Genomic DNA, 24,766 nt, shown 5'->3' on the forward strand with positions numbered 1-24,766 from the left:
GGCGGTAGCGTGCGGTGCGTGGAGAGTGTGCCGATCCAGATGCCGGACGGGACGACCGTCACGGTGCGGCTTATTCCGGCGAAAGGCCCGCACCGGCATCCGATTACGCCCGATACGCCGCGACCGGTGGTGGTGATCGCGCCCGGGCTCGGGGTGCCGGGGGAGTACTACTCGCTGTTCGGAATCCCGCTGGCGGCACGCGGGTTCGATGTGGCGCTGCTGGAGATGCGCGGTAACGGCGACAGCCGCGAGGCGAATCGCAGAGCGCCCGGCGGCTACGGCTATCAGGAATTGGTCGCGGTGGATTTCCCGGCCATGTTCCAGGTGGTGCGCGAACGGTTTCCGGACAGCACCCCGTATCTGCTCGGGCACAGCATGGGCGGGCAATTGGGTCTCATGTACGCCTCGCGGATTCGCGGGCGGCTGGCCGGGCTCATTCTGGTGGCCTCCGGGACACCGCATCATCGGGGTTACGGCGGACTCACGGGGCCCGGGTTCCTGCTCGGCAGCGCGGCAATCTCGTTGACCGCCAACCTCGCCGGGTTCTGGCCGGGCGACACCGTGGTCGCGGGCAGCTTCGGGCGGCAGTCGCGGCTGCTCATCGAGGACTGGGCGCGGGTGGCGCGCACCGGGCGCTTCGAACCCACCGGGGCCGATATCGATTACGAGGAGCGCATTTCCCGGCTCAAACTGCCGGTGCTGTCGATCACCATGACCGGTGACGATCTGACACCGGTCCGGGCGGCGAAACTGCTGCTGCAGAAGCTGCCCAACGCCGAGGTCAGCACCTGGCACAATCCGGCTCCGCACGGGCACAACGGCTGGATCAGCGATCCCGGGAACACCGTCGACTACGTCGAGAAGTGGCTCCGGGACCGCTGATTCGCGAACGGGACCGTCAGGCGTCCCGCTCGATCAGTGTGCGAGTGAAGAATTCGTAGATGAGTGCAGCCTGGAACGCGGACTGTTTATTGTCCGCCGCGCCGCCGTGCCCGCCCTCGATATTCTCGTGGTACCAGATGGGATGGCCCTGGGATTCCAAGAGCGCGGCCATCTTCCGGGCATGACCCGGATGCACGCGATCATCGCGGGTGGACGTGGTGAGCAGGATCGGCGGGTACGCACCCGCCGGATCGGTGTTCTGATACGGCGAATACTTCGAGATGTACTCCCACTCCTCCGGCTTATCCGGATCACCGTATTCGGCCACCCAGGACGCGCCCGCCAGCAGCAGGTGATAGCGCTTCATATCCAGTAGCGGCACCTGGCAGACGATGGCCCCGAACAATTCCGGATAGCGGGTCAGCATGACGCCCATCAGCAGGCCGCCATTGCTGCCGCCGACCGCGCCCAGCTGTTCGTGCGTGGTGATGCCGCGCGCCACCAGATCCCGCGCGATGGCCGCGAAATCCTCATAGACCTTGTGCCGGTTGGCCTTCTGCACGGAGGTATGCCATTCCGGGCCGTATTCGCCGCCGCCGCGAATATTGGTCATCACCCAGGTGCCGCCGCGCTCGAGCCAGCCCATTCCGGCCGCACCGCTGTAGGCGGGGGTGCGGGAGACCTCGAAACCGCCGTAGCCGGACATGACGGTGGGGCCGGGGGTGTCCAGCCGATCCCGGTGCCGCAGTACGAAATACGGGATCATGGTGCCGTCATCGGAGCGGGCGAAGAATTGTTCGGTGTGCACGCCGGCGGCGTCGAAGAATTCGGGTTCCTTCTTCAGCACCTCGGTGCCGCCGCCCACCGAACTGGCCAGCAGCGTGGTGGGACTGGTGAAACCGCTTGTGGAGAGCATGAATTCGTCACCGCCCTCCAGCGGATCCAGATTCATGACGCTGGTGGTGGCCATCGGCGGGGCGTCCGCGAGCACCTCGCGGGTCCACCCGTCCGGGCCGGGGGTGAGCACGTACAGCTTGGTCTGCACATCCTCGAGGGTGATGAGCAGCAGATGGTTCTCGGTCCAGCCGTAACCGTGCAGGGCGGTGTGCGCGTCGGGGGTGAAGATCACCTCGAAATCGCGTGCGCCGGAAAGGAATCGCTCGAAGTCGATGGCGAGCAGCGCGCCCGAGGGGTGCGTGACGCCCTCGATCTCCCAGGGGGATTTCAACTGCACCAGCAGCCAATCCCGGTACCAGGATTCCGAGGCGTCGGTGGGCACGTCGAGATGCCGTAGCGTGCCATCGGATTCGACCAGATAGACCTCTTCGTTGAAGAAGTCGGTGGCGCGGCCGACGAAATGCCGTTCATAGCCGGGGGTGCGGTCATAACCCGCGGAGACGGCCACATCGGTGGCCTCGCCCTCGTACACGGTTTCCGCGGCGGTCAGCGGGGTGCCGCGCTTCCAGCGCTTGGCGATGCGCGGATAACCGGAATCGGTGAGCGCGCCCGGACCGAAATCCGTTCCCACATAGACGGTGTCGATATCGATCCAGCGGATCTCGGATTTGGCTTCCGGCAGGAAGTAGCCCTGATTCTCCGGTTCGATGAAAACCTTTGCCTCGATATCGAATTCGCGCACCACCTTGGCGTCCGCACCGCCCCGGGACAGGCTGATCAGCGCGCGCTGCTGTTCGGGGCGCAATACCGCGGCCCCGCCCCACACCCAGTTCTCGCCTTCGGCCTCGGCGAGCGCGTCGAGATCGATGAGCACTTCCCACGCCGGTTCGTCTTTGGTGTATTCGGCGAAAGTGGTGCGCCGCCACAGACCCTTGGGATGTGCGCCGTCGCGCCAGTAGTTGTAGAGCCACCGGCCGCGCCGCCCCGGATAGGCGATGCGGGTATCGGTGTCGAGCATGGCCAGAATTCGCGATTCGAGTCCGCTGAATCGCTCCGACGCCGCGAAGCGCTCCAGCACCACCTCGTTATGCGCTCGCGCCCAATCCAGCGCTCGCTCACTGGTGACTTCTTCCAGCCACAGATACGGATCCGTCACGCCCTCGTCCACACCGGTCATGCGTACATTGTCGCCGAGCCTCCGCTCGCCCGGCGTCCGGTCACCGCTTGCGCCAGCGTTTGCCGGTGTCGGCGGGTGCTGTCAGAATCTGCGAAGGCAATCGGGGGGAGCGTCTTTCGGCTGCCGTTCGCACACCGAAAACCAGGGGGAACAATGTCATCCGATCTTCTGCACGAGGTCGTCGGCGGAGCACTGCGCGGCGGCTTGATCGCCGCCGCGGCGGCGGGCGGCGTCGCCTGGCGTCGCAGCCGCGCCAAGCGCCGCGAGGAACAGCAGAATCCGCAGCCCGGCGATGGGCAGCATCAGCCGCCCGCCCAGTAGACGACGACCAGCCGCACCGTTCGGGTGCGGCTGTGGCCGAGGGTGATTCCCGGGGAGTTCGGGGGTCACCCGAGCCGGACCAGCATCTTGCCGGTGTTGGCTCCGGACAGGACGCCCAGGAAGGCGGCGGGGGCCTGGTCCAGGCCCTCGTACACCGTTTCGCGGGTGCGCAGGGTGCCGTCGGCCAGCCAGGCCGCCGCCTTGCCGATGTACTCCGGGAAGAGCCCGAGGTAGCTGGTCACCAGCATGCCGCGCAGGGTGACCTCCTTGGTCGCCGCGAGGTAGAGGTCGGGGGTCCGGGCGGGCTCGACGCCGTTGTAACCGCTGATCGCGCCGACCAGGGCGATGCGGCCGTGCTGTCCGATGGCCTCGACCGCGACGCGCAGGTGCTCACCGCCGACGCTGTCCAGGTAGACGTCGATGCCCTGCGGTGCGGCGGCGGCCAATTGCCCGGCCAGATCGCCGGCGCGGTAGTCGATGGTGGCGTCGAAGCCGAATTCGTCACGCAGCAGCGCGGTTTTGGCCGGGCCGCCCGCCGAGCCGATCACCCGGGCCGCGCCGAGCGCCTTGGCGATCTGGCCCGCGACGCTGCCGACCGCGCCCGCGGCCGCCGAGATGAAGACGGTGTCACCCGGCCGCACCGGGGCCACCTCGGTGAGCGCCGCGTAGGCGGTCAGACCGGTGGTGCCGAGTGCGCCGAGGTACTGCTGCGGTGCGGCCAGCGTTGTATCGATGGGATTGGCGGCCTCGGCATCGACCACCGCCAGTTCCCGCCAGCCCGCGAAATGCGAGACGGTGCTGCCGACCGGGATTGCGGCGGAACGGGATTCGATCACCTCGCCGACCGCCGAACCCTCCAGGGCCGCGCCCAGTTCGAACGGTGGGATGTAGGACGGGCGGTCGTCCATCCGGCCGCGCATGTACGGGTCCACCGACATCCAGGTATTGCGCACCAGGATCTGACCGTCCGCGAGCTCGGGGATCGGCCGCTGCACGAGGGCGAAGTTCGCGGCGGTCGGCACGCCGTCGGGACGCGCGGCGAGCTGGATCTCATGACCGGTACGAAGCTGAGTTGTCATGTCGCACTTACCTTTTCGCTATCCGGAGCGGGTTGTCCGTTCCGATGTGGATAACGTTATGGCGGGTGCGCGGCGCATCCCAGGTCCCGCGATGCCACTGCCCGGCCCTAACGCGCCAGCGCGGTGGGGGAGGCTCCGGTCCAGCGGTGGAAGGCTTTGCGCAGCGCGCGATCGTCGGCGAAGCCGAGCTTGTTCGCAATGGCAGTGGTGGTCAATTGCCCTTCCGCGAGAAGGGATTTGGCCTGCTCATAGCGGGCCAGGTCGACTTCCTGCCGCCACGTGGTGCCGTGTTCGGCGAGCTGGCGTTGCAGGGTGCGGCGGCTCAGCAGCAGTCGACGGGCCACCACATCGAGGGAAACCTCACCGCGGTCGAGGCTTTCGGCCAGTGCGGCGCGGAAGGCGTCGAGCGGATCGGCGATCGGGCGGGCGCTGGCCAGCACCAGATCGGCATGGCTGCGCAGAAGTTGATTGAGGGTCGGGTCCGGCCGCAACAGCGGAGCGGTGGCATCGGCGGCCGTGAACGTCATCGAGTCGGCGGGGGCATCGAATTCGATGTTCTCGGTGCCGAACGCGGCCGCCAATTCGGAGTGATCGGCGGGCGCGGCATGCCCGAATGTCACGCGCGACGGGCGGATCGGGCGGCCGGTGGCCTCCCGTGCGCGGCGCAGGTAGTAGGCGAGCACGTATTCGTTGACGACGGCCACGACCGCCGGATCGCCCGCGGTGGTGCGGTATCCGATGGTGAGATCGCCGTCGCCGTCCAGATCGAAACCCTCGGCGGCGGCGGTGACCAGGCGGTGATAGGGCTGGGCGGCGCGCAGCGAATCGGTCAGTGTCGCACCGGTTGTCACCAGGTAATCCCAGGTGTTGAGGCTGCCGAGCGGTGCGTCGCGCACCACCGCGACACCCGCGCCGGGTGTGGTCCGGGTGTGCGCGATCAACTCCCACAGGCGAACCAGCGAATCGAGCGGAATCCGATTGAGTTCCCCGGTCAGCGCCGCTTCGTCCACACCGTGCACGGCGGCGATCTGTTCGGGGCGCACCCCGGCCCGCAGTGCCGCGTCCCGCACCAATCGGATGAGATGGGTGGAGGCGGTGCCGTCGAGCGGGTTCACGCCTGGAACATTAATCGTCGTTAGGATTGCTGTTTTTATGCCGATCCGCCCAGGAGGTCCCGGATTGCTGTGGGAACAGCACTGCTGCCTGCCACTGCTGCCCTCGGCCGATATCGCCGAGCTGGCGCGCTATCCGCTGGGTTCGTATCTTTCGGTGAATGTGGGTTATTCGCTGCACTCCACCCGGGATTCGGAGCGGATGATCGATCAATTCCGCCGAGATGCCTTGGCGGACGGTCGATTCCGGCTGGTTGAGCGCATCGCCGACGCGGTCGATCCGGATCCGGACCTCATCGCGCTCGCCTTCGATCTGGAGGATTCCGGACCGCTCGGCGGTGACCTCGACAATGTGAAGATGTTCTACGACCTGGGTGTGCGGTCACTGCTGCCCAGCTATAACTACGCGAATGCGGCGGGCTGCGGCTGCCTCGATACCGAGGACACCGGACTGACCGCGTACGGCCGCGATCTGATTCGCACCCTCAACGAGGTCGGCATGTTCGCGGACGGTTCGCACTGTTCCCCGCGCACGGGCCTGGACATCGCCGATATCACCACCGTTCCGATGGTCTACAGCCATTCGAATTTCGCTGCGGTGTGGGCGCATCCGCGCAATATCTCCGATGATCAGGCGCGGGCGTGCGCCGCCACCGGCGGGGTGATCGGCATCAACGGCGTCGGCATCTTCCTGGGGCGCAATGCGCCGGGTGAGCGCGCCGAACGCGTCGAGGCCATGGCCGATCACATCGTCTACGGCGCGGAGCTGGTCGGAATCGAGCACATCGGGTTCAGCTCGGATTTCTCGTTCGACGGTGATGACTTCAATGCGGAGGTGGCGGCGAATCCGGAGGTGTTCTCCGCGGAGTTCACCCGCTGGGGGCCATTGCAGTGGACGCCGCCGGAGGATCTGCTCGGTGAATCCGATGTGCCGGGGTTGGATGAGGTGCTCGCGAACCGCGGTTTATCGGCCGCCGAGCGTGCCGCCGTCTTCCACGGCAATTTCGCCCGCATCGCCGGTCAGGTCTGGCGGGACTGAACGCCCCCTGGCGTAATCGATCTTCGCCGCTAGACTCGAACCCGGTGTTTGCCCTGCTCAACCCATTCCGTATCGAAGGGGAGATCAGATGACGCAGCTCGATCGCACGGTGCAGAAATTCGTGGACGCCGTCAACGCGCATGACGTGGACGCGTTCTTCCAGACCCTCACCCCCGATGCCAGCATGTCCGATGACGGCAATGAGCGGAATCTCGCCCAGTGGACCGATTCGGAAATCTTCACCACCAATGGCCGGATGCAGGTCGAATCGGTCACCGTGCCTACCGAATTCGTCGCCGATTACGCCAATGACCGGTGGGGGAGCATGCGCACCGCGTGGCGCTTCACGGTGCGGGACGGTCTGATCAGCCGCTTCGAAACCGGGCAGGCTGGATGAGTGCGACGCGCGCGGCGGGGCTAGGCTCGCAGGCGTGACTTCCCACTACGATGTCGTCGTTCTCGGCGCTGGTCCCGGCGGTTACGTCGCTGCGATCCGCGCCGCTCAACTCGGCCTGCGAACAGCTATTGTCGAGCAGAAATACTGGGGTGGCGTGTGCCTGAACGTGGGCTGCATTCCGTCCAAGGCGCTGCTTCGAAACGCGGAGCTGGCCCATATTTTCCATAAAGAGGCCAAGACCTTCGGTATTTCCGGTGAGGTGAGCTTCGACTTCGGCGCTGCTTTCGATCGCAGTCGCAAGGTGGCGGACGGCCGCGTCAAGGGCGTCCACTTCCTGATGAAGAAGAACAAGATCGACGAGTTCGATGGCGCGGGCACGTTCACCGATGCCAAGACGCTCTCGGTCGCGCTGTCCAAGGGCGGCACCGAGACCATCACGTTCGACAATGTCATCATCGCGACCGGTACCACCACGAAGCTGCTGCCGGGGACCTCGCTGTCCGCGAATGTGGTGACGTACGAGGAGCAGATCCTCACCCGCGACCTGCCGGGCTCGATCCTGGTGGTCGGCGCGGGCGCGATCGGCATGGAATTCGCCTACGTGCTGAAGAACTACGGCGTGGATGTGCGGATCGTCGAATTCCTGGACCGCGCACTGCCGAACGAGGACGCCGACGTCTCCAAGGAGATCACCAAGGCGTACAAGAAGCTCGGCATCACCATCACCACCGGTGCGGCCGTGCAGTCCATCGATGACGACGGCTCCAAGGTCACCGTCGCCATCAAGGACAACAAGTCCGGCAATATCGAGACCGTCACCGTCGACAAGGTGCTGCAGGCCGTCGGCTTCGCACCGCGCGTCGACGGCTACGGCCTGGAGAACACCGGCGTGCAGCTCACCGATCGCGGCGCCATCGCCATCGACGAGTACATGCGCACCAATGTCCCCGGCATCTACGCCATCGGTGACGTCACCGCGAAGCTGCAGCTCGCGCACGTCGCGGAGGCGCAGGGCGTGGTCGCGGCCGAGACCATCGGCGGCGCGGAAACCCTCCCGCTGGGCGACTACCGCATGATGCCGCGCGCCACCTTCTGCCAGCCGCAGGTCGCCAGCTTCGGTCTCACCGAGCAGCAGGCCCGCGACGAGGGCTACGACGTGAAGGTCGCCACCTTCCCGTTCACCGCCAACGGCAAGGCGCACGGCCTCGGCGACCCGACCGGTTTCGTGAAGCTCATCGCGGACGCCAAGTACGGCGAACTCATCGGCGGCCACCTCATCGGCCCCGACGTCTCCGAACTGCTCCCCGAGCTGACCCTGGCCCAGAAGTGGGACCTCACGGTCAACGAGCTGGCCCGCAACGTCCACACCCACCCCACGTTGAGCGAAGCCCTCCAGGAGGCCATCCACGGCCTCGCCGGCCACATGATCAACTTCTGATCGATTCGCTCGCAGCGCAACAGCATTCGGCCCGGTACCGGTGGAACACCCGGTACCGGGCCGTTTCGTATCCGGCTCAGTCCGCCGGATGCGGTCGCTGACAAGGAGTGAGAGTAGGCCGGGCGTTGGCATGTCTTACTCCATCAAACGATCAGTCACCCAGGTGTAAGCGCTTGTGCAGGGCGTGGATTCGTTCGGTCAGTTCCGGGAACGGGCCGCTGACCGGGATATTCGGGGCTACCTGGTTGATGGGGAGCGGGTTCACCGGGCCCTGGGGGACGCCGAATTCGGCGAGCCAGGCGGTGAGCTGTTCGGTCGAGGCGGCGTAGACGATGGGGCCCAGGCCCACCCAGGCGTGGGCGGCCGAGCACATGGGGCAGTGTTCGCCGGAGGTGTAGACGGTGGCGGTGGCGCGGTCGGCGGGGGTGAGGTTTTCGGCGGCCCAGCGGGCCAGTTCGAATTCCGGGTGCCGGGTCTGATCGCCGCCGGAGACGCGATTGCGGTCCTCGGCGAGGATGGTGCCGTCGGCGGCTACCAGCACCGATCCGAAGGGTTCGTCGCCCGCGTCCAGTGCCTCGGTGGCGAGTTCGACGCAGCGTTCGAGGTAGTGCAGATCGGTGGGCATGATGCCGCTCCTTCGTCGATGGTGTTGTCGCACAGCTGATCACGACCCGCTGATCACGACGCTGCTCAGTCGCGGTGGTAGGTCTCCTGTGCGGAGCGGATCTGATCGATATTGGTTTCCAGCAGCACCACCAGGCCCTCGAGCTGGTCGGCGACTTTCGCGCCCAGATCGGTGAGGGTGTATTCGACGTGCGGGGGGATGGATTGCTGGACTTCGCGGTGGATCATGCCGTCGCGTTCCAGGGTCTGCAGGGTTTGCGAGAGCATGCGTTCGCTGATGCCGTCGACGCGGCGGCGCAGGGCGCTGAAGCGGAACGCGCCTTCGCGGAGCGCGACCAGGGCGAGGACGCCCCAGCGGCTCGCCACGTTCTGCAGGACCGGGCGGGATCCGCAGTTTCGCGCGAAGACGTCGGCCTCCAGGGTGGGGTCGTCGTGATCCGGGGCGGGCGTGCTCATGATTCGAGATTACCTAACCGTTCGGGTTGCGGTGCGGGAATGGTATGTGCTTACTATTAGTTAGTACACGTCGATACCGCAGTTCATTCCCTTGAATACCTGGAGGAAGTCATGACCGTCGCCGTCACCGGAGCAAGTGGTCAGCTGGGTCGTCTCACCATCGAGGCGCTGCTGCGCGAGGGCGCACAGCCCGTGGCCGTGGTCCGCGATGCCTCGAAGGTCGCCGATCTGGCCGAGCGCGGCGTCGAGGTTCGCGAGGCGAGCTACGACGACGCCGAGGCGCTGGACCGGGCCTTCGCGGGCGTCGACCGCGTCCTGTTGATCTCCGGCAATGAGTTCGGCAGCCGAGTGGCCCAGCACACCAATGTGATTCGCGCCGCCGAGCGTGCGGGCGTGAACCTGCTGGCCTACACCAGCATTCCGAACGCCGAGCGCAATGAGCTCATCCTGGCGCAGGAGCACCGCGGCACCGAGGCCGCGCTGGACGAGGCGTCCGTACCCGTGGTGCGGCTGCGCAACAGCTGGTACTGGGAGAACTATCTGAACGGCGTCACCGCCGCGGCCGAGTCCGGCGTCTTCTACGGTGCGGCGGGCGAGGGCAAGGTGGCGGGCGCGGCCCGCGCCGATTACGCCGAGGCCGCCGCCAAGGTGCTCACCACTCCCGGGCACGAGGGTCAGACCTACGAACTCGGTGGCGATCTGGCCACCTATGCCGAACTGGCACAGGCGATTTCGGAGGCCGCCGGTAAGCCGGTGCGCTATCAGGATCTGCCCCAGGCCGACTACGCCGCCGCCCTCGAGCAGAACGGCGTCCCCGCGGGCTACGCCGCCGTACTCGCCGACGCCGACGCGGGCATCGCCCAGGGCATTCTCGCCGTCGACAGCGGCGACCTGCGCAAACTGCTCGGCCGCGATACCACCCCGGCGGTCGAGGTCTTCCGCACCGCCCTCAACTGAGCGCGGTCTACGGTATTCGAATTGCGTTCGGGCCCGGTCGAATACGACCGGGCCCCGGGGCGGAGAGCTGTAGATCCAGGCTGGTTCAGTACCAGTTGTGTTCCTGCCAGAACGCCCAGGCCGCCATCGGACTGCCGTAGCGCTCGTTCATGTACTTGTAGGCCCAGCGCAATTGGGTCAGGGGATTGAAGATCCAATCCGGTCCCTCCTCGCCCATCTTGTGCGCGGGCAGGGCCTGAGCCAGTCCGTACGCGCCCGAGGAGGGGTTGACGGCGAACACCCGCCAACTGCTCTCGTGCGAGATGATCTGGTCGAACGCGCCGAACTGATCCAGCGGAACGATGCTCAGCGCCATGGCTTTCAGCGCCGGTCGCGGGAAAACCCAGGACGGCTCCAGGAATCCGGCCGCCCCGCTCGAACTGGACGCCAGTTCGGACAGGCTGGAGGACAACTCGGACATCCCGGGCGACAGCGAGGTGACGCCGGAGGCCAATCCGAGCAGCGTGGGAGCGGTCTGGGAGAGTCCTGCGGTCAATTGCAGAAATCCCACCGACAGGTCCGAGAGCCCGTTGGTGTACTCCGACAACTGCGCGATCTCGGCCGCGGTGACCCGCCTGCGTTCCTGCCCGGTATCGGTCACCCAGCGCAATCCACCGCCCTGCCAGACCGGCCCGGTCCGCGACGGTTTGGTGGGTGCCTGCGCGCTGCTGCTGCCGCCGGTGGGGCTGGAGTTTCCGGCGGGCGGTGTGCCGGTGTCCGCGTACGCGGCCGGGCTGCCGACGCCGAACAGGATCGGCGCGACCGAGATCACGAGAATTCCAATGGTTTTCGTAATCACGACTAGGGCGGAGAGGCTTCCACCGTACGCGCCGCGCGGCGGTTCCCGTGGGAGCCCGATCGGCGCGCCGAATCGGAAACTTCCGAGGTTCGCGCTGTTCGGCGGTCTATGCTCGTAGCTTTTCCGGAGCGGTACCCGCGGCGGTGGCTAGTCGTCCTGCTGGTTGATTCGTTCTGCCCGGCTCGTCAGCAGCGCCTGTTCGGTGCTGTTGCCGGTGAGTTCGGCCGCACGCAGGAAGGCGGCGTGGGCTTCGGGGCCGCGGTCCAGGCGGGCGAGCAGATCGCCGCGTACCGCGTGCAGCAGGTGGTAGCCGTCGAGCGCGCCGGATTGTGCCGCCTTGTCGGCGAGTTCGAGTCCGGCGGCGGGACCGTGCAGCATGGCCACCGCGACGGCGCGGTTCAGTTCCACGATCGGTGATGGAAAACGTTCGGCGAGAACGGCATACAGTCCGGCGATGCGACGCCAGTCGGTATCGGCGGCGGTTGGGGCCATGGCGTGCACCGTCGCGATCGCCGCCTGCAACGCATAGCGTCCCGGCAGGCGGCCCTGGGCGCGGTTCAGTGCGTGCGCGCGCCCGAGCGCCGCGAATCCGCGCCGAATGTACAGCCCGTTCCAGTGCGCACGATCCTGATCGGCAAGCAGCACAGGCTCATTGGCCGCGCCATGGCGAGCCTGGAGGCGGGACGCCTGCAATTCCAGCAGTGCCGCCAGCCCGTGCGCTTCCGGCTCATCGGGCAGCAGTCCGGTCAGGATGCGTGCCAAACGCAGTGCGTCCTCGCATAATTCGGTGCGCACCCAGCGATCACCCGCCGTCGCGGTGTACCCCTCGTTGAAGATCAGGTAGATCACCTCGAGCACCGAGTCCAGCCGCGCCGCCAATTCCGCCCCGCGCGGCACCTCGTACTTCACCCCGGAGTCCGCGATGGTGCGCTTGGCTCGCACTATCCGTTGTGCCACAGTCGATTCCGAAATCACGTAGGCCCGCGCGATCTCCCCGGTACTCAGCCCGCCGACCATGCGCAGCGTGAGCGCCGCCCGCGCGGGCGGCGTCAGCACCGGATGGCAGGCCGTGAACATCATCCGTAGCAGATCATCGAACGCGTCGCCTTCATCGGACGCCAACACGGCCGATGCCGCGGGATCGTCGCCGAACGCGTCGGCGCGCGGCCCGTCCTCGTCGATGCGCAATTGATGTCCGAGTAATTCGAGTTTGCGGGCGAAGGTGGCATCGCGCCGAATCCGGTCGATGGCACGGTGTTTCGCCGTCAGCATCAGCCAGCCGCCCGGATTCGGCGGGATCCCGTCACGCGGCCACTGTTCCAGCGCGGCCACGAGGGCATCCTGGGCGAGTTCCTCGGCCGTGCCCATATCCCCGGCGATCCGGGTCAGTCCGGCGACGAGCCGCGGCCACTCGATGCGCCACGCCGCCTCCACCGCTCGGCGTGCGCGTTCCTCCGGCGGCCGCGAGGTTTCAGCCCCGCGGCCTGGAGGCTCCGCGTCAGGCGGGCACATCGCCGCTGTGGGATGTCGGGCGCTCGGGTGGCCGCATCCGGTCAGCCCTGGTCGTCGAGCTGCCGGACCTCGACTTCGATCTCCCACTCCGGGCCGTGCACGCGCAGGAAGCGCGAGGCCCATTCCACCGCTTCGGCATTGGAGCGGGTTTGCAGCAGGCAGTAGCCGCCGATGATTTCCTTGGATTCGGTGAAGGGGCCGTCGATGACGGTTTGCTTGCCGCCGGATTGGCGGACGCGGGTGCCCTCCTCGGTGGGGCGCAGCCCGGCGGTGTCCAGGAGTACACCGGCCTTGGTCATCTCTTCGATGAGCACGTTCATATCCGCCATCAACTGCTCATCCGGGCCACCGGTGGGTGCGGCGGACGGGTCCAGGCGAATCAGCACCATGTGTCGCATTGTTCGATCCTCTCGCTCACGCGACCTGGTAGCGGACATATGCCGCGCCCGAGTCGAAGGTCTTGGATTCCAGCAGGTTCAGGTCCAGTTTCGCCTTGTCGTGGAAGAGCGGGGTGCCGGACCCGATGGTCACCGGATGCACCATGATCCGGAATTCGTCGATGAGGCCGTTGTCGATGAACCAGTGCACGAGTTTGGGGCTGGCGTAAATGGCAAGCGTCCCACCGTCTCCGGCCTTGAGTTCGGCGACGCGCGCGGCGGCGTCGGCGGCGATGACGCGGGTGTTCGCCCATTCGGGGTCGCCGATGGTGGTGGAGAAGACGATCTTGTCGACGTTATTGACCCATTCCGCGTGCGCGAGTTCACCCGGGGTGGCGTCGGGGTTCGACGGCACCTGCGTCCAGTGGCCGCGCATGCCCTCGAAGGTCCTGCGCCCGTACACGGTGGTGTCCACATCGGCGCGCACATGCTGGTTACCGAAGGCGTCGACCTCTTCGCTGTAGCCGCGGAAGGTCCATTCGAACCCCATTCCGGTCTGCGAGTCCACGTACCCGTCCAGGGTCATGTTCTCGATTGCCACTACTTTGCGCATTGCCCGTCCTTCCCGTTCGAGGCGGACCGTTCAGCGGTCCTCACCTACTCCTCGAACGGGAAGGGACGGAATCGACACGATTAGACCCACTGCACGAGTTGAATCACGATTCCGTTCGGATCGAGGGTCTGGAAGTAGCGCTCACCCCAGGGTTCGGTCTCGATCTCGGTGACGATCGGGACGCCTTCGGCCTGGACTCGGGCGTATTCGGTGTCGATGTCCTCGACGGTGAATACGACGAGCACGCCCTGTCCGGCGCTGCCCGCGATGGTTGCCGGTTTGAAGCTGCCCAGGCCGGTGCGCAGGTAGATGACATTGATTCCGGCGTCCGGGCGGGTCAGGGAGACGAAGCCGTCGGCGGACATGGCCTCGGTGAAGCCGAAGTGGTCGATGAGGAACTTCGCCGAGGCGGTCGGATCGGGCACGTTCAGGGAGAGGGCGGATGCGGTGATCTTCATGGGGGGCTCCTCGCTGCCGGTAAACTCTGTACTAAGTACGCTGTACTTTGTACGTAAATTCCCGATGGCCTGCATCGTGACGCGCGTCACATGGATACGATCGGCGTGGAGGTGAGGCGATGGGCGCACGAGAGCGCAGTTCGGCCGGAGATCCGGTGCGCACGCTGGAACTGCTGTGGCGCGAACCCGGACAGGGCGGTCCGGCGCGCGGGCCCAAACAACGCACCACCGTGGACGCGGTGGTCGCGGCGGCGCTGGAGATCGCCGATGCCGAGGGGCTGGGCGCGCTCACCATGCGGTCGGTCGCGGCGAAACTCGGGGTGACGCCGATGGCCACCTACACCTATGTGCCGGGCAAGGCCGAACTGCTGGATCTCATGCTCGATACCGTCTACCACGCGATGCCGCGCGCGGATCTCACCGGAATGCCTTGGCGGGACAAGGTTTCCGTGATCGCGGCGGAGAATCGGGCATTGCTCGCGGCGCATCCGTGGGTCGCGTACGTGCCGACCACGCGGCCGCCGCTGGGGCCGGGCGTCACCGCCAAATACGACCATGAGCTGCGGGCGTTCGACGGGCTCGGCCTCAGCGATGTGGAGATGGACGCCGCGTTGACCTATCTGCTCGGCTTTGTCACCTCGGTCGCGCGCATCGCCATCGATACCGCACGAGCGGCCGCCGACAGCGGCGAATCCGATCACGATTGGTGGGAGCGCGCCGCGCCCCTGCTGGAACGGGTCATGCCCGCCGAGCGCTATCCGCTCGCCGTGCGGGTCGGGGCCGCCGCCGGGCAGGCGCACGACAGCGCCTACGGTGCCGATCACGCCTACGACTTCGGATTGGCCCGCACCCTAGACGGCCTCGCCGCCATGATCGAATCTCGCGCGGGTTGATCGAACCTTGCGCGGGTTGATCGAACCTTGCGCGGGTTGATCGAATCTCGCGCGGGCTGACCGGGGCCCGTGGGCCATATGGGTCCGTGGGCGGTGCGGGTCCGTGTGCCAGACGAGTCTTGTGCGGGGTGAACTGATCCTGCGGGGTCGGGTGAGTGTTGCGCGGGGTTGGCTCCGGGCGGGTGGGTCGGACGAATTCCGCTACCGATGTCCGAGTCGCGACAGTGGCCGAATCGCGCCGGGGATGGCCGGGAACGTAGCCGGGTGCGGTCGGCTGTCGTCGCGGCCGCCGCGAATCCTGTTCGACTGGAAGGTCTTTCGCGCGATCGGCGGCCCGCTGCGGCAATGCGACCCCGCAGTCCGATTGCGGCCGATCGATATTTCCCGCGACATCACCGCGGCGCACGGGGCAGAATTCGAAGTATGCCGCGTTCCATCCCGGCAATCGTTGCCGCCGAAGCCTTCACCAGAACCGCGCAACCGGTGCTCCCGGCGGGCGAGGATCTGGTGTTGCGGCCCTGGCTGCGACGCGATGCCGATGAGGTGTTCACGGCCTTCCAGGATCCGCTCATCCAGCGCTGGCATCGGCGCACCGCCGAGACCATCGAGGAGGCGGGGGAGTTGGTGGCGGCGTGGAGTCGCACCTGGCACGGCGGCGTCGACGCGAATTGGGCGGTGACCGACAGTCGTTCGGGTCGGGTGGTCGGCCGCGCCTCGGTCCTGGGGATGGAGTTACCGCACGGAACCGCGGCCGTTGCCTACTGGGTGATGCCCGGCGCGCGCGGCCGCGGGATCGCACCGCGCGCCGTCGAAGCGGTCACCTCCTGGGCCTTCGACGATATCGGCTTCCACCGCCTGGAACTGCGCCATTCGGTCCACAACGAGCAATCCTGCCGGGTGGCCGGCAAATGCGGCTTCCTCCTCGAGGGCGTCAACCGCAGCGCCACCCTGCACGCCGACGGCTGGCACGATATGCACCTGCACGCCCGAGTCCGCGGCGACCACCCCGCCGAAACCCTCCCCCTCGCACTGGGTTCCCGCGCCCGCCACCGCGCGGAACCGTAGCGAGCGCCCGCGCGACCGCGGTCGCCGCGTCGAACATCTGGTGGCCGCTGACTGGGACAGGCTGTTAGCGTGAGGCATGGTGTCGACGCAGCCACGCATAGCTCCCGGCCGTCTCCGTGAGCTCGGTCCGATCAACTGGGTTGTCTGGCAAGCGCTTTCGCGCGCCGCCGGGACCGAGGACGCTCACCTGTTCAGCACGCTCGGCCGCACCGGCGGCCTGTTCCGCGGCTGGCTGCACTTCTCCGGCAAGCTCATGCCCGGCGGCCGCCTGCGTCGCTACGAGTCCGAACTCGTCATTATTCGCGTCGCTCACCTGCGCGAATGCGATTACGAGATGGATCATCACATTCGCCTCGGCAAGCGTGCGGGCGTCACCCAGGAGAAGCTCGACTGGATTCGCACCGGTCCCACCGCCCCCGGCTGGAACGACAAGGAACGCGCCCTGCTGGCCGCCGTCGACCAACTGGTCACCACCCGCGACCTGGACGACACCGCCTGGCAAACCCTGGCCACCCACTATGACGAGCGCCGCCTCATCGAAATCGTGCTGCTGACAAACCAGTACGAGGGCCTGGCCAGCACCATCACCGCCTTGCGCATCCAAACCGACCACTGAGCAGTCCGGCAGACGTCGCCATGCTTGCCCGGCGGCCCATCCCAGCGCCGGCAGCCCCGAGCGAGTCGCGCCAGGGCGAGCGGAACCTCCACCGAGATCGCGTCCGCCGTGCCATGGACGACGTGGAACTACGGTCGCGCGGTAGCGAGGCGCGTGCCCTCCGGGCCTCTTTTGTTCATTCCCGCACGGCCTGGGCGAGTTTCGTCATTTCGATGGCGCGTTTGGCTCGGGTCAAGACGTGGGCTCGGGAGCTGGTGAGGTGGGCCATGAGGGTGCGCAGGGCGGTGTCGAGGTCGCCTGCGAGCAGGCTTTCGGCTATCGCTATGTGGTCCTCGGCCATGGCGGCTACGCGTTCGGCGGTGGGCATATCGATGGCGCGGACCGGGCGGACGCGGGCGTGCACGGTGGCGAGGGCGTCGGCCAGGGCCGAATTGCCCGCGGCTACGAGCAGGGTGGAGTGGAATCGCTCATCGGCGGCGATGAGTTCCGCACCCGGCTCGGGTGGCTGGTCGCGTAGCTGTCGCCACAGCTCCAACTCGCGGCGCAATGCCTCGGCGTCATGGAGCAGCTGGGACGCGTCGTCGTCCACATGCTGCAGGCGCTGGATTCCCCTGGCTTCCAGGACGATTCGGAGTTCGTAGAGGTCGCCGAGTTCGTTGACGCGGGGGCGGTAGGGGTAGAGGCCGTCGGTGTGGCGTTCGAGGAGGCCGTCGGCGTAGAGGCGCGCCAGAGCCTCGCGGACGGGGGTGCGGGAGACGCCGTAGGTCTCGGCGAGGCGTTCCTCGCCGAGCCGTTCGGTGGGGGTCAGGACGCCTGCCGCCAGGTCTCGTTGCAGGGCCAGGTAGACCCGCTCGGACAATGGAATACGCCCCCTGCGCGCCATGTCGGATCGCCTGATCAGATCGCCATGGCCAGTCGGACATCGGATTCCGCGCCCGCTCCACCCGCCCCGGTGGAGGTGATGCGCCCCGATTGCAGCACGTAGTACTGCTGTGCGGCCTGTAGCGCGAAGCCGATGTGCTGTTCCACCAGCAGCACGCTCAATCCACCGCGATTGGTGAGATCGATGATGGTGCGCTCGATTTCGGCGACGACGGACGGCTGGATGCCCTCGGTCGGCTCATCCAGGATGAGCAGTTTCGGTTCGGTGATGAGCGCGCGGGCAATGGCGAGCTGCTGGCGCTGCCCACCGGACAGCAGCCCGGCCTTGCGGGTGAGCAGTTCCTTCAGAGCCGGGAACAGGTCGAGGGATTCGGCGATGAGTTCCTTGGCGCGCTTGCGCCCGTCCGCCACCACCTGGAGGTTCTCCATGGTGGACAGCTGCGGGAACGACTGCTGTCCCTGCGGCACATAGGCGATACCGCGCTTCACCCGCTTGGACGGCGACATCTTGGTGATGTCCTCGTCATTGAAGCGGATCTTGCCGGATTTGGCGGGCAGCAGTCCCACCGCCGCGCGCAGCAGCGAGGTCTTCCCGGCCCCGTTGTGCCCCATGACGGCGACCACGCCATCGCTCGGAACGGTAAGGGAGACACCGTGAATCACCTGGGTCCGGCCGTAACCGGTGGTCAGGTCAACGAGTTCAAGCATTCGCGGCCTCCGTGACATCGGTGGATGGGGCTTCGGTGGCGGGCGGCAGTTCGCCCGCAGCGGCGGTGCCGAGGTAGACCTCCTGCACCTTGGGATCGGCTTGCACCTCTTCCACGGTGCCCTCGCTCAGCACGCGGCCACCGGCGAGCACCGTCACCGAGGTGGCGAAGGCGCGCATGAAGTCCATATCGTGTTCGACCACCACGACGACGCGTTCGGTTCCGATGCGGCGCAACAGGTTTCCGGTCTCTTCACGCTCTTCGGCGCTCATGCCCGCGACGGGTTCGTCGAGCAGCAGCACCGAGGCGTTCTGCACCAGCAGCATGCCGATCTCCAGCCACTGCTTCTGTCCGTGCGCGAGGATTCCGGCGGGCTTATCGCGCAGTTCGGTGAGGCCGATGGTGTCCAGGGCCTCCTCGATGGCGGGCAGCACCGATTTGCGCTTGCGCAGCAGGGTGAGCGCGGAACGTCCTGCCCCGGCGGCGATATCGAGGTTCTGCAGCACGGTGAGCTGTTCGAACACCGAGGCGGTCTGGAAGGTGCGCCCGACCCCGAGCCGCGCGATCTGATGCACCTTCTTGCCGATGAGCTCGTTTCCGGACTTCTGCGCCGAGCCGGTGGCGGCGGCCAACCCGGTGATGGCGTCGATGAGCGTGGTCTTGCCCGCGCCATTGGGTCCGATGAGGAAGCGCAGATCCCCTTGCAGCACAGTCAGATCCACATCGGAGACGGCTTTGAAGCCGTCGAAACTGACCGACAGGCCGCGGATCTCGAGGTATTCGCTGTCCATTTTCATGCGGTCACCTTCGCTTCGTCCGCAGGGGTTTCCGGTTCGGCCGGTGCACCGGTGGACATGACCGAGGCCACGATCGCGGTGCCCGCCGGAACGGCCGGCGCGCTGCGCGCGGACCGCAGTCGTTCGGCCAATTGCTTTGCGATGGGCCCGAATCCGGCCAGACCGGCGGGCAGGAAGCCGACCACCACGATGAACAGCGCGCCCTGCAGGTAGATCCAGCCGGACGGGAATTCCTCCGAGAAGCTGGTCTGTGCCCACGCCACGCCGATCGCGCCGAGCGCCGGGCCGAGCAGGGTGGTGCGCCCGCCGATGGCGACGCCGATGAGGAAGGCGATGGAGGGCACCACGCCGATATCGGCGGGGGAGATGATGCCGACGATCGGGGTGAACAGCGCACCCGCGATACCCGCGAAGAACGCCGCCACCACGTAGGCGACAATCTTGATGTTGGCCGGGTCGTAGCCCAGGAAGCGCACGCGCTCCTCCTGATCACGCACTGCCACAAGCAGTTCGCCGTACCGGCTGTGCATCAGTTGCCGCGCCACGGCCACCACGATCAGCAGTGCGCCCGCCGCGATGAAGAACAGCATGCGCCGGTTCACCGGATCGTCCAGCCGGAAGCCGAAGAACGTCTTGAAATCGCTGAGCCCGGTGAACCCGCCGATGGTCTGCTGTCCGGTGAGCAGAATCGCCAGCGCCGCCGCGAGCGCCTGGCTCAGGATGGCGAAGTACGCGCCCTTGACGCGGCGCTTGAAGACACCGAACCCGAGCACCGCCGCGATGGCGGCGGGCAGCACCAGAATTCCGATGATCGCGACCGGCGCGGAAGCGAAAGGCTGCCAGTACGACGGCAATTCGGAGATGCCCGCGATGGACATGAACTCCGGCACATCCTCGTGCGCCTTGGCGGCATCGGCCATCTGCATATGCATGGCCATGATGTACGCGCCGAGCCCGAAGAACACGCCCTGCCCGAGCGTCAGCATCCCGCCGCGCCCCCACGCCAGCCCGATACCCACCGCGACAATGGCGAAGCACAGGAATTTGGCGAGCAGACTCAGCCGGAAATCGGTGAGCACCGCGGGTGCCAGACCGAAGAGAACGATTGCGGCCAAGGCGAATCCGCCCACGGCCTTGAGCGAGGAATTGGTACTGAACCGTTGCACAACGGAAGTCATTGGAATCCTTCCCGAGACGCCCGCGCCTGACGGCAGGTGACGCGAGCCCGGGTTCGTGAAAACCGAGGCGCGTATCGAACGGGTGTGCTAATTTTCTGATCATGCAATCCGCTTCTGTGAAGCGGGCGTTCAAATTTCGCTTCTATCCGACCGATGTGCAGGCAGCTGAGCTGACGCGAACTTTCGGATGTGTGCGGTTCGTGTACAACCTGGCGTTGGAAGCTCGAAGTGAGGCCTGGCGCCTGCACGGGGAACGAATTACCTACAACACCACTTCGGCGATGCTGACGTTGTGGAAGCAGACCGACGAGCTTGCGTTCCTGAACGATGTAGCGGCTGTCCCGCTGCAGCAGGTACTGCGACACCTGCAGTCCGCATTCGTTGCTTTCTGGGATAAGCGGGCGCGGTATCCGCGGTTCAAATCCCTCAAGAAGTCCCGTGCCAGTGCCGAATACTCGCGCAGCGGCTTTCGATACCACGACGGGCAGCTGACGCTTGCCAAGTTGGCCGAACCCTTGAAGGTTGTCTGGTCGCGACCACTGCCCGAGGGGATTCCGCCGTCCACGGTCACCGTGTCGTGCGACCGCGCCGGGAGATGGTTCGTATCGCTGCTGTGTGATGACTCCGCAGTCGAGTCCCCGCCCGTCACCGATGCCGCGATTGGTATCGATATGGGTTTGGCGAGCCTTGCGGTGTTGTCCACGGGGGAGAAGATCCTGAATCCCAAACATGAAGTCCGCGAACAGATCAGACTTGCCAGAGCGCAGCGGAGACTGGCTCGGAAGGCCCCCGGCGACGGCGAGAATCGGAAGAAGGCTCGCCGGGCGGTTGCGCGCATCCACTGCCGTATCGCTGATCGGAGAAGCGACCACCTGCACAAAGTGACGACTCGACTCGTGCGTGAGAATCAAACGCTCGTTATCGAGGATTTGAAAGTCCAAGGGATGGTTCGCAATCGCGGTCTCGCGCGGGCCATCGTGGATGCTTCGTGGCGACAGTTCCGAACCATGCTGGAGTACAAGGGTTCCCGGTACGGGCGTGAGGTGATCGTCGTCGACCAATGGTTCCCCTCGTCCAAACTCTGTTCGGCGTGCGGAGCCGTTGCCGACGACATGCCGTTGGCGGTCAGGGACTGGGCCTGTGAAACCTGCGGGGTCACCCACGATCGTGACGTCAATGCAGCTCGGAACATTCTGGCCGCCGGACTGGCGGTTGCAGTCTGTGGAGATGGCGTAAGACCTCATCGGGATACCCCGAGACGGCAGTCGTCGGTGAAGCAGAAACCTCGGCTCGTGAGAGCAGGGACCGCTACTCGATAGGCGTGGCGGGAAGTCAAGCCAGGCTCCTGGTGCGAACGGTGAACAGGCCCTGGGGGCGTACCTGCAGGAAGATCACGATCACGATGAAGACGATCACCTTGGCGACCGAGGCCGTGGTCGAGTATTCGACGAAGGAATTCAGCAGGCCCATGCCGAAGGCCGCGATGATGGTGCCCTTGATCTGGCCGAGGCCGCCGATGACGACCACCAGGAAGGCGTCCACGAGGTAGGACTGGCCGATGGTGGGGCTGGTGGAGCCGATCAGGGTCAGTGCGACACCGGCGACGGCGGCCAGGCCCGAGCCGATGAAGAAGGTGCTGATATCGGTGAATCGGGAAGAGACGCCGGAGGTTTCGGCGAGACTGCGGTTCTGCACCACGGCCCGGATGCGACGGCCCAGCGGCGTGGTCTTGAGCGCGGTGGCCAGCGCTATGACCGCGGCGACCGCCAGCACCATGATGAAGATGCGGGTCTTGGGGACCACGGTTCCGGCGATGGTGATGCCGCCGGTCAGCCAGTCGGGGGCCACCACGTTCTTGGCGGGCGCGCCGAAGATGTCCCGGGTGACCTGCTGGAGCACCAGGCCGACGCCGAAGGTGACCAGCAGGGTGTCGAGCGGGCGGTCGTACATCCAGCGGATGAGACCCATTTCCAGGGCGGCGCCCAGCAGACCGCCGACCAGGAATCCGACGAACAGCGACACAATCAGCGCGACGCCGGTGGAGTGAATGACTTGCTGTACAACGAATGTGGTGTAACACCCGGCCATGATGAATTCGCCGTGCGCCATATTGATCACGCCCATCTGACCGAAGGTCAGGGACAGACCGAGCGCGGCGAGCAGCAGGATAGAGCCGAGGCTCAAACCCGTGAACAGCTGTCCGACAGCGACTTCCATTGTGAATACCTCTGTGGTTCTCTCGCGCCGCCGTGGCGGGGCAGCGCGTCGTGGGCGATCCTCATGGCCGGGATAGCCGCCGTAACGGCCGGTGCGGCAACGAGTTCCGCACCGGCCGCCCCTCATCGGCGGCTAGCTGATTACTTGAGGCCCTTGGCCCAGTCGTAGGACTTCAGGTACGGGTCCGGCTGTACGGCCTTGCCCGAATCCCACACGGTGTAGATGAGTCCGTCCGGCCGGATCTCACCGATGCGCGCGGTCTTGGTGATGTGGTGGTTGGAGCCGTCGATGGTGACGGTGCCCTCCGGCGCGTCGTAGCTGACGCCGTCGGCCGCGGCCTGAATGTCGGCCACCGCGAAGGACTTCGCCTTCTCGACGGTGTTCTTCCACAGGAAGACCGAGGTGTAGGCGGCTTCCATCGGGTCCGAGGTGGGCTTGTTGGCGCCGAAGGCGGCCTTGTACGCGGCGACGAACGCCTTGTTGGCCGGGGTGTCGACGGTCTGGTAGTAGTTCCACGCCGTCAGCTGGCCCGCGATGTTCTGCGCGCCGATGCCCGCGACCTCTTCCTCGGCGATGGACACCGAGACCACCGGCATATCGGTGGGCTTGAGGCCCGCGTTGGAGTACTCGCGGAAGAACGCCACGTTGGAGTCGCCGTTGAGGGTGTTGAAGACCGCGCCCGCCTTGGAGTTGCGGACCTTGTTGACGATTGTGGAGAAATCGGTGGAGCCGAGCGGGGCGTAATCCTCGCCCTTGATCTCGATGCCGTTGGCCTTGGCGTACGCCTTGATCTCGCGGTTGGCGGTCTGCGGGAAGACGTAGTCCGAACCGACCAGGTAGAGGGAGGTGATGCCCTTCTGCTTCAGGTAGTCCAGGGCCGGGACGATCTGCTGGTTGGTGGTGGCGCCGGTGTAGAAGATGTTCTTGCTGTCCTCCAGGCCCTCGTACTGCACGGGGTAGTAGAGCAGCGAGTTCAGGGATTCGAACTTGGGCTTCATGGCCTTACGGCTCGACGAGGTCCAGCCGCCGAAAACCGCTGCGACACAGTCGGAGCTGATCAGCTTCTCGGCCTTCTCGGCGAAGGTCTTCGGATCCGAGGCGCCGTCCTCGAGCACCAGGTCGATCTTCTTGCCCATGACGCCGCCGGCCGCGTTGATCTGGTCCACCGCCATCTTGGTCGCGTTCGCGACGGTCACCTCGCTGATGGCCATGGTGCCGGTCAGCGAGTGCAGCGACCCGATCTTGATGGTGTCCTTGGAGGTGTCGACGCAGGACTTGGCGTTGGAGCCCGCGGCGGTATCGCTGTCGCGGGAACCGCAACCGGCGATCATGGCTGCGGACAGCACCAGTGCGGTCGGGATGGTGATGGCCTTGACCAGGCGCTGAGTTCGCTGCCGGCGGTGGGAATCTTGCATTGGGCGGACCCTTCTCACTTGCACATCGACGCCACGTGCGTCGCTTGCGAATACGGCCGCGTATACAACCGCTGTATTCGTGAGGGGAACCGTAAACGGGAAGTATTGCGCCGGAATGACTCTCGATGACAGTCCGATTGCCGATGTTTCATAGCCGTGAATTTCCGCTCACCGCAACGGACTTCGAGTCGATCACCTCTGCTATGACCGCAGATGAGAGGCCGAAAAACGATCGGGCCGGGCCAGCGTGAGCTGGCTCCGGCCCGATCAGGATTGTGAGATGTCGTTCCGCGAAGGGTCTCGCACCCGCGGCATCGGTTTACGGCGCCGGAACCAGCCCGCCATGGTCCGGGAGCAGCAGTGTGTCGATGGCCAGTGCTCTGCGATTCTCGAATCCGACCACGCGAACCGCTTTCGGCCAGCGCACCGACTGCACGGGCACGGTCTTCATCGGACCACCTTCGTTTTTCACGAACAGGTAGTACCCGTACACCGTGTGATCACTGCCGTCCCCCCGCGGAAGTCCCTTCCAACAATTCTCGGACGTGCCCGCGTCGCGATTCAGGTCACGTTCGGTGATGTTCGGCGGCACCTCGACCATTCGCACCCAGTCGTCGGACCATCCGGCAGCCCGGGTGATATCGCCCAGTCGAACTGGCTCGGCGCGTTTCTCGGCGTTCTGATACTCGGTGAAGAAGCGGTCGGCGGATCCGAGTGTCTCGGCCGCGCGACCGATGTCGAACCCCGCCGTACAGGCCGGCTTGCTGTCATCGTGCGTACCCACGAGCGAGCAGCCGCCGAGAATTGATGCCGTCACGG

General features: G+C 66.2%; 27 protein-coding genes. 10 read left to right on the plus strand and 17 right to left on the minus strand.

Going from position 1 to position 24,766, the window contains the following annotated elements; translation table 11 throughout:
- Positions 1–18 precede the first annotated feature (18 nt).
- A complete protein-coding gene (locus ACFC0O_RS30650; protein ID WP_375964007.1) occupies positions 19–882 on the plus strand; it encodes an alpha/beta fold hydrolase in 864 nt (287 codons plus the stop codon).
- A gap of 16 nt (positions 883–898) precedes the next feature.
- Here ACFC0O_RS30650 and ACFC0O_RS30655 read toward each other — a convergent pair whose 3' ends face one another.
- Positions 899–2,956, minus strand: a complete 2,058-nt coding sequence (locus ACFC0O_RS30655) for a prolyl oligopeptidase family protein (RefSeq protein WP_375964009.1) — start codon at positions 2,954–2,956, stop codon at positions 899–901.
- A gap of 153 nt (positions 2,957–3,109) precedes the next feature.
- On the opposite strand from ACFC0O_RS30655, the gene ACFC0O_RS30660 reads away from it, so the two are divergent.
- On the plus strand, positions 3,110–3,277 hold the full coding sequence (locus tag ACFC0O_RS30660) for a hypothetical protein (RefSeq protein WP_364649474.1): 168 nt from the start codon (positions 3,110–3,112) through the stop codon (positions 3,275–3,277).
- Between the two features lie 65 nt (positions 3,278–3,342).
- Here ACFC0O_RS30660 and ACFC0O_RS30665 read toward each other — a convergent pair whose 3' ends face one another.
- Positions 3,343–4,356 (minus strand): NADP-dependent oxidoreductase, encoded by a 1,014-nt coding sequence (locus ACFC0O_RS30665; protein ID WP_375964013.1) that lies wholly within the window; start codon positions 4,354–4,356, stop codon positions 3,343–3,345.
- Positions 4,357–4,463: 107 nt separating this feature from the next.
- Positions 4,464–5,471, minus strand: a complete 1,008-nt coding sequence (locus ACFC0O_RS30670) for an AraC family transcriptional regulator ligand-binding domain-containing protein (protein WP_375964016.1) — start codon at positions 5,469–5,471, stop codon at positions 4,464–4,466.
- Between the two features lie 37 nt (positions 5,472–5,508).
- On the opposite strand from ACFC0O_RS30670, the gene ACFC0O_RS30675 reads away from it, so the two are divergent.
- The 3 genes from ACFC0O_RS30675 to lpdA all read left to right on the plus strand — a co-directional run bounded on the left by ACFC0O_RS30675 (position 5,509) and on the right by lpdA (position 8,342).
- Positions 5,509–6,507: a dipeptidase gene (locus ACFC0O_RS30675; protein WP_375964018.1), complete on the plus strand. Its 999-nt coding sequence runs from the start codon at positions 5,509–5,511 to the stop codon at positions 6,505–6,507.
- 88 nt (positions 6,508–6,595) lie between these two features.
- The gene (locus tag ACFC0O_RS30680) at positions 6,596–6,904 is read left to right on the plus strand and encodes a nuclear transport factor 2 family protein (RefSeq protein ID WP_375964021.1); all 309 of its coding nucleotides are present in this window, start codon (positions 6,596–6,598) and stop codon (positions 6,902–6,904) included.
- Positions 6,905–6,938: 34 nt separating this feature from the next.
- A complete protein-coding gene (lpdA, locus tag ACFC0O_RS30685) occupies positions 6,939–8,342 on the plus strand; it encodes a dihydrolipoyl dehydrogenase (RefSeq protein WP_364649459.1) in 1,404 nt (467 codons plus the stop codon).
- A gap of 151 nt (positions 8,343–8,493) precedes the next feature.
- Here the strand turns inward: lpdA and ACFC0O_RS30690 are convergent, their stop codons facing one another.
- Both ACFC0O_RS30690 and ACFC0O_RS30695 read right to left on the minus strand, forming a co-directional pair.
- On the minus strand, positions 8,494–8,967 hold the full coding sequence (locus ACFC0O_RS30690) for a nucleoside deaminase (RefSeq protein ID WP_375964024.1): 474 nt from the start codon (positions 8,965–8,967) through the stop codon (positions 8,494–8,496).
- Positions 8,968–9,032: 65 nt separating this feature from the next.
- Positions 9,033–9,422 (minus strand): winged helix-turn-helix transcriptional regulator, encoded by a 390-nt coding sequence (locus ACFC0O_RS30695; protein WP_375964026.1) that lies wholly within the window; start codon positions 9,420–9,422, stop codon positions 9,033–9,035.
- A 111-nt stretch (positions 9,423–9,533) separates the two neighbouring features.
- Between ACFC0O_RS30695 and ACFC0O_RS30700 the strand changes: the two genes are divergently transcribed.
- Positions 9,534–10,379 carry an SDR family oxidoreductase gene (locus ACFC0O_RS30700; protein ID WP_375964028.1) on the plus strand — a complete coding sequence of 282 codons (846 nt, stop codon included), beginning with the start codon at positions 9,534–9,536 and terminating at the stop codon, positions 10,377–10,379.
- An 85-nt stretch (positions 10,380–10,464) separates the two neighbouring features.
- Here the strand turns inward: ACFC0O_RS30700 and ACFC0O_RS30705 are convergent, their stop codons facing one another.
- The 5 genes from ACFC0O_RS30705 to ACFC0O_RS30725 form a co-directional block, all read right to left on the minus strand.
- A complete protein-coding gene (locus ACFC0O_RS30705; RefSeq protein ID WP_375964031.1) occupies positions 10,465–11,190 on the minus strand; it encodes a transglycosylase SLT domain-containing protein in 726 nt (241 codons plus the stop codon).
- Positions 11,191–11,364: 174 nt separating this feature from the next.
- Positions 11,365–12,651, minus strand: a complete 1,287-nt coding sequence (locus ACFC0O_RS30710) for an RNA polymerase sigma factor (protein WP_375964033.1) — start codon at positions 12,649–12,651, stop codon at positions 11,365–11,367.
- 119 nt (positions 12,652–12,770) lie between these two features.
- A complete protein-coding gene (locus tag ACFC0O_RS30715) occupies positions 12,771–13,127 on the minus strand; it encodes a YciI family protein (RefSeq protein WP_375964035.1) in 357 nt (118 codons plus the stop codon).
- A 16-nt stretch (positions 13,128–13,143) separates the two neighbouring features.
- Positions 13,144–13,719 carry a dihydrofolate reductase family protein gene (locus ACFC0O_RS30720; RefSeq protein ID WP_375964037.1) on the minus strand — a complete coding sequence of 192 codons (576 nt, stop codon included), beginning with the start codon at positions 13,717–13,719 and terminating at the stop codon, positions 13,144–13,146.
- An 80-nt stretch (positions 13,720–13,799) separates the two neighbouring features.
- The gene (locus tag ACFC0O_RS30725) at positions 13,800–14,177 is read right to left on the minus strand and encodes a VOC family protein (RefSeq protein ID WP_364649438.1); all 378 of its coding nucleotides are present in this window, start codon (positions 14,175–14,177) and stop codon (positions 13,800–13,802) included.
- Positions 14,178–14,296: 119 nt separating this feature from the next.
- Here ACFC0O_RS30725 and ACFC0O_RS30730 point away from each other — a divergent pair, with 119 nt between their 5' ends.
- From ACFC0O_RS30730 to ACFC0O_RS30740, 3 genes are all read left to right on the plus strand, one after another.
- On the plus strand, positions 14,297–15,070 hold the full coding sequence (locus tag ACFC0O_RS30730) for a TetR/AcrR family transcriptional regulator (protein WP_375964040.1): 774 nt from the start codon (positions 14,297–14,299) through the stop codon (positions 15,068–15,070).
- Between the two features lie 423 nt (positions 15,071–15,493).
- Positions 15,494–16,135 (plus strand): GNAT family N-acetyltransferase, encoded by a 642-nt coding sequence (locus ACFC0O_RS30735; RefSeq protein WP_375964043.1) that lies wholly within the window; start codon positions 15,494–15,496, stop codon positions 16,133–16,135.
- Between the two features lie 76 nt (positions 16,136–16,211).
- Positions 16,212–16,751 carry a carboxymuconolactone decarboxylase family protein gene (locus ACFC0O_RS30740; RefSeq protein WP_375964046.1) on the plus strand — a complete coding sequence of 180 codons (540 nt, stop codon included), beginning with the start codon at positions 16,212–16,214 and terminating at the stop codon, positions 16,749–16,751.
- Positions 16,752–16,926: 175 nt separating this feature from the next.
- Here the strand turns inward: ACFC0O_RS30740 and ACFC0O_RS30745 are convergent, their stop codons facing one another.
- The 4 genes from ACFC0O_RS30745 to urtC are packed head-to-tail and all read right to left on the minus strand — an operon-like array spanning position 16,927 to position 20,315.
- On the minus strand, positions 16,927–17,634 hold the full coding sequence (locus tag ACFC0O_RS30745; protein ID WP_375964048.1) for a GntR family transcriptional regulator: 708 nt from the start codon (positions 17,632–17,634) through the stop codon (positions 16,927–16,929).
- Between the two features lie 14 nt (positions 17,635–17,648).
- The gene (gene urtE / locus ACFC0O_RS30750) at positions 17,649–18,341 is read right to left on the minus strand and encodes an urea ABC transporter ATP-binding subunit UrtE (protein ID WP_375964050.1); all 693 of its coding nucleotides are present in this window, start codon (positions 18,339–18,341) and stop codon (positions 17,649–17,651) included.
- On the minus strand, positions 18,334–19,137 hold the full coding sequence (gene urtD / locus ACFC0O_RS30755; RefSeq protein WP_375964053.1) for an urea ABC transporter ATP-binding protein UrtD: 804 nt from the start codon (positions 19,135–19,137) through the stop codon (positions 18,334–18,336). The genes urtE and urtD overlap by 8 nt, the downstream gene beginning before the upstream one ends.
- Positions 19,134–20,315 carry an urea ABC transporter permease subunit UrtC gene (gene urtC, locus ACFC0O_RS30760; RefSeq protein ID WP_375964055.1) on the minus strand — a complete coding sequence of 394 codons (1,182 nt, stop codon included), beginning with the start codon at positions 20,313–20,315 and terminating at the stop codon, positions 19,134–19,136. Before urtC ends, urtD begins: the two co-directional genes overlap by 4 nt.
- A gap of 101 nt (positions 20,316–20,416) precedes the next feature.
- Here urtC and ACFC0O_RS30765 point away from each other — a divergent pair, with 101 nt between their 5' ends.
- On the plus strand, positions 20,417–21,634 hold the full coding sequence (locus tag ACFC0O_RS30765; RefSeq protein ID WP_375964057.1) for an RNA-guided endonuclease InsQ/TnpB family protein: 1,218 nt from the start codon (positions 20,417–20,419) through the stop codon (positions 21,632–21,634).
- A gap of 13 nt (positions 21,635–21,647) precedes the next feature.
- On the opposite strand, the gene urtB is transcribed toward ACFC0O_RS30765, so the two are convergent.
- From urtB to ACFC0O_RS30780, 3 genes are all read right to left on the minus strand, one after another.
- Positions 21,648–22,532 carry an urea ABC transporter permease subunit UrtB gene (gene urtB / locus ACFC0O_RS30770; protein ID WP_364649414.1) on the minus strand — a complete coding sequence of 295 codons (885 nt, stop codon included), beginning with the start codon at positions 22,530–22,532 and terminating at the stop codon, positions 21,648–21,650.
- 140 nt (positions 22,533–22,672) lie between these two features.
- Entirely contained in the window at positions 22,673–23,863 is a 1,191-nt protein-coding gene (urtA, locus tag ACFC0O_RS30775) for an urea ABC transporter substrate-binding protein (RefSeq protein ID WP_364649534.1), read from the minus strand.
- A gap of 403 nt (positions 23,864–24,266) precedes the next feature.
- Positions 24,267–24,764 (minus strand): hypothetical protein, encoded by a 498-nt coding sequence (locus ACFC0O_RS30780; protein ID WP_375964059.1) that lies wholly within the window; start codon positions 24,762–24,764, stop codon positions 24,267–24,269.
- Positions 24,765–24,766: the final 2 nt, after the last annotated feature.

This window comes from Nocardia sp. NPDC056100, assembly GCF_042266325.1.
Classification (GTDB): Bacteria; Actinomycetota; Actinomycetes; order Mycobacteriales; family Mycobacteriaceae; genus Nocardia.

Coding starts and splice junctions, on each gene's coding strand:
- ACFC0O_RS30745 (WP_375964048.1), bottom strand. CDS start 17,634: ATGGCGCGCAGGGGGCGTATTCCATTGTCCGAGCGGGTCTACCTGGCC.
- ACFC0O_RS30675 (WP_375964018.1), top strand. CDS start 5,509: ATGCCGATCCGCCCAGGAGGTCCCGGATTGCTGTGGGAACAGCACTGC.
- ACFC0O_RS30660 (WP_364649474.1), top strand. CDS start 3,110: ATGTCATCCGATCTTCTGCACGAGGTCGTCGGCGGAGCACTGCGCGGC.
- urtA (WP_364649534.1), bottom strand. CDS start 23,863: ATGATCGCCGGTTGCGGTTCCCGCGACAGCGATACCGCCGCGGGCTCC.
- ACFC0O_RS30695 (WP_375964026.1), bottom strand. CDS start 9,422: ATGAGCACGCCCGCCCCGGATCACGACGACCCCACCCTGGAGGCCGAC.
- urtB (WP_364649414.1), bottom strand. CDS start 22,532: ATGGAAGTCGCTGTCGGACAGCTGTTCACGGGTTTGAGCCTCGGCTCT.
- ACFC0O_RS30655 (WP_375964009.1), bottom strand. CDS start 2,956: ATGACCGGTGTGGACGAGGGCGTGACGGATCCGTATCTGTGGCTGGAA.
- ACFC0O_RS30665 (WP_375964013.1), bottom strand. CDS start 4,356: ATGACAACTCAGCTTCGTACCGGTCATGAGATCCAGCTCGCCGCGCGT.
- ACFC0O_RS30765 (WP_375964057.1), top strand. CDS start 20,417: ATGCAATCCGCTTCTGTGAAGCGGGCGTTCAAATTTCGCTTCTATCCG.
- ACFC0O_RS30735 (WP_375964043.1), top strand. CDS start 15,494: ATGCCGCGTTCCATCCCGGCAATCGTTGCCGCCGAAGCCTTCACCAGA.
- ACFC0O_RS30700 (WP_375964028.1), top strand. CDS start 9,534: ATGACCGTCGCCGTCACCGGAGCAAGTGGTCAGCTGGGTCGTCTCACC.
- ACFC0O_RS30690 (WP_375964024.1), bottom strand. CDS start 8,967: ATGCCCACCGATCTGCACTACCTCGAACGCTGCGTCGAACTCGCCACC.
- urtC (WP_375964055.1), bottom strand. CDS start 20,315: ATGACTTCCGTTGTGCAACGGTTCAGTACCAATTCCTCGCTCAAGGCC.
- ACFC0O_RS30715 (WP_375964035.1), bottom strand. CDS start 13,127: ATGCGACACATGGTGCTGATTCGCCTGGACCCGTCCGCCGCACCCACC.
- ACFC0O_RS30740 (WP_375964046.1), top strand. CDS start 16,212: ATGGTGTCGACGCAGCCACGCATAGCTCCCGGCCGTCTCCGTGAGCTC.
- ACFC0O_RS30680 (WP_375964021.1), top strand. CDS start 6,596: ATGACGCAGCTCGATCGCACGGTGCAGAAATTCGTGGACGCCGTCAAC.
- urtE (WP_375964050.1), bottom strand. CDS start 18,341: ATGCTTGAACTCGTTGACCTGACCACCGGTTACGGCCGGACCCAGGTG.
- ACFC0O_RS30720 (WP_375964037.1), bottom strand. CDS start 13,719: ATGCGCAAAGTAGTGGCAATCGAGAACATGACCCTGGACGGGTACGTG.
- urtD (WP_375964053.1), bottom strand. CDS start 19,137: ATGAAAATGGACAGCGAATACCTCGAGATCCGCGGCCTGTCGGTCAGT.
- ACFC0O_RS30725 (WP_364649438.1), bottom strand. CDS start 14,177: ATGAAGATCACCGCATCCGCCCTCTCCCTGAACGTGCCCGATCCGACC.
- ACFC0O_RS30730 (WP_375964040.1), top strand. CDS start 14,297: ATGGGCGCACGAGAGCGCAGTTCGGCCGGAGATCCGGTGCGCACGCTG.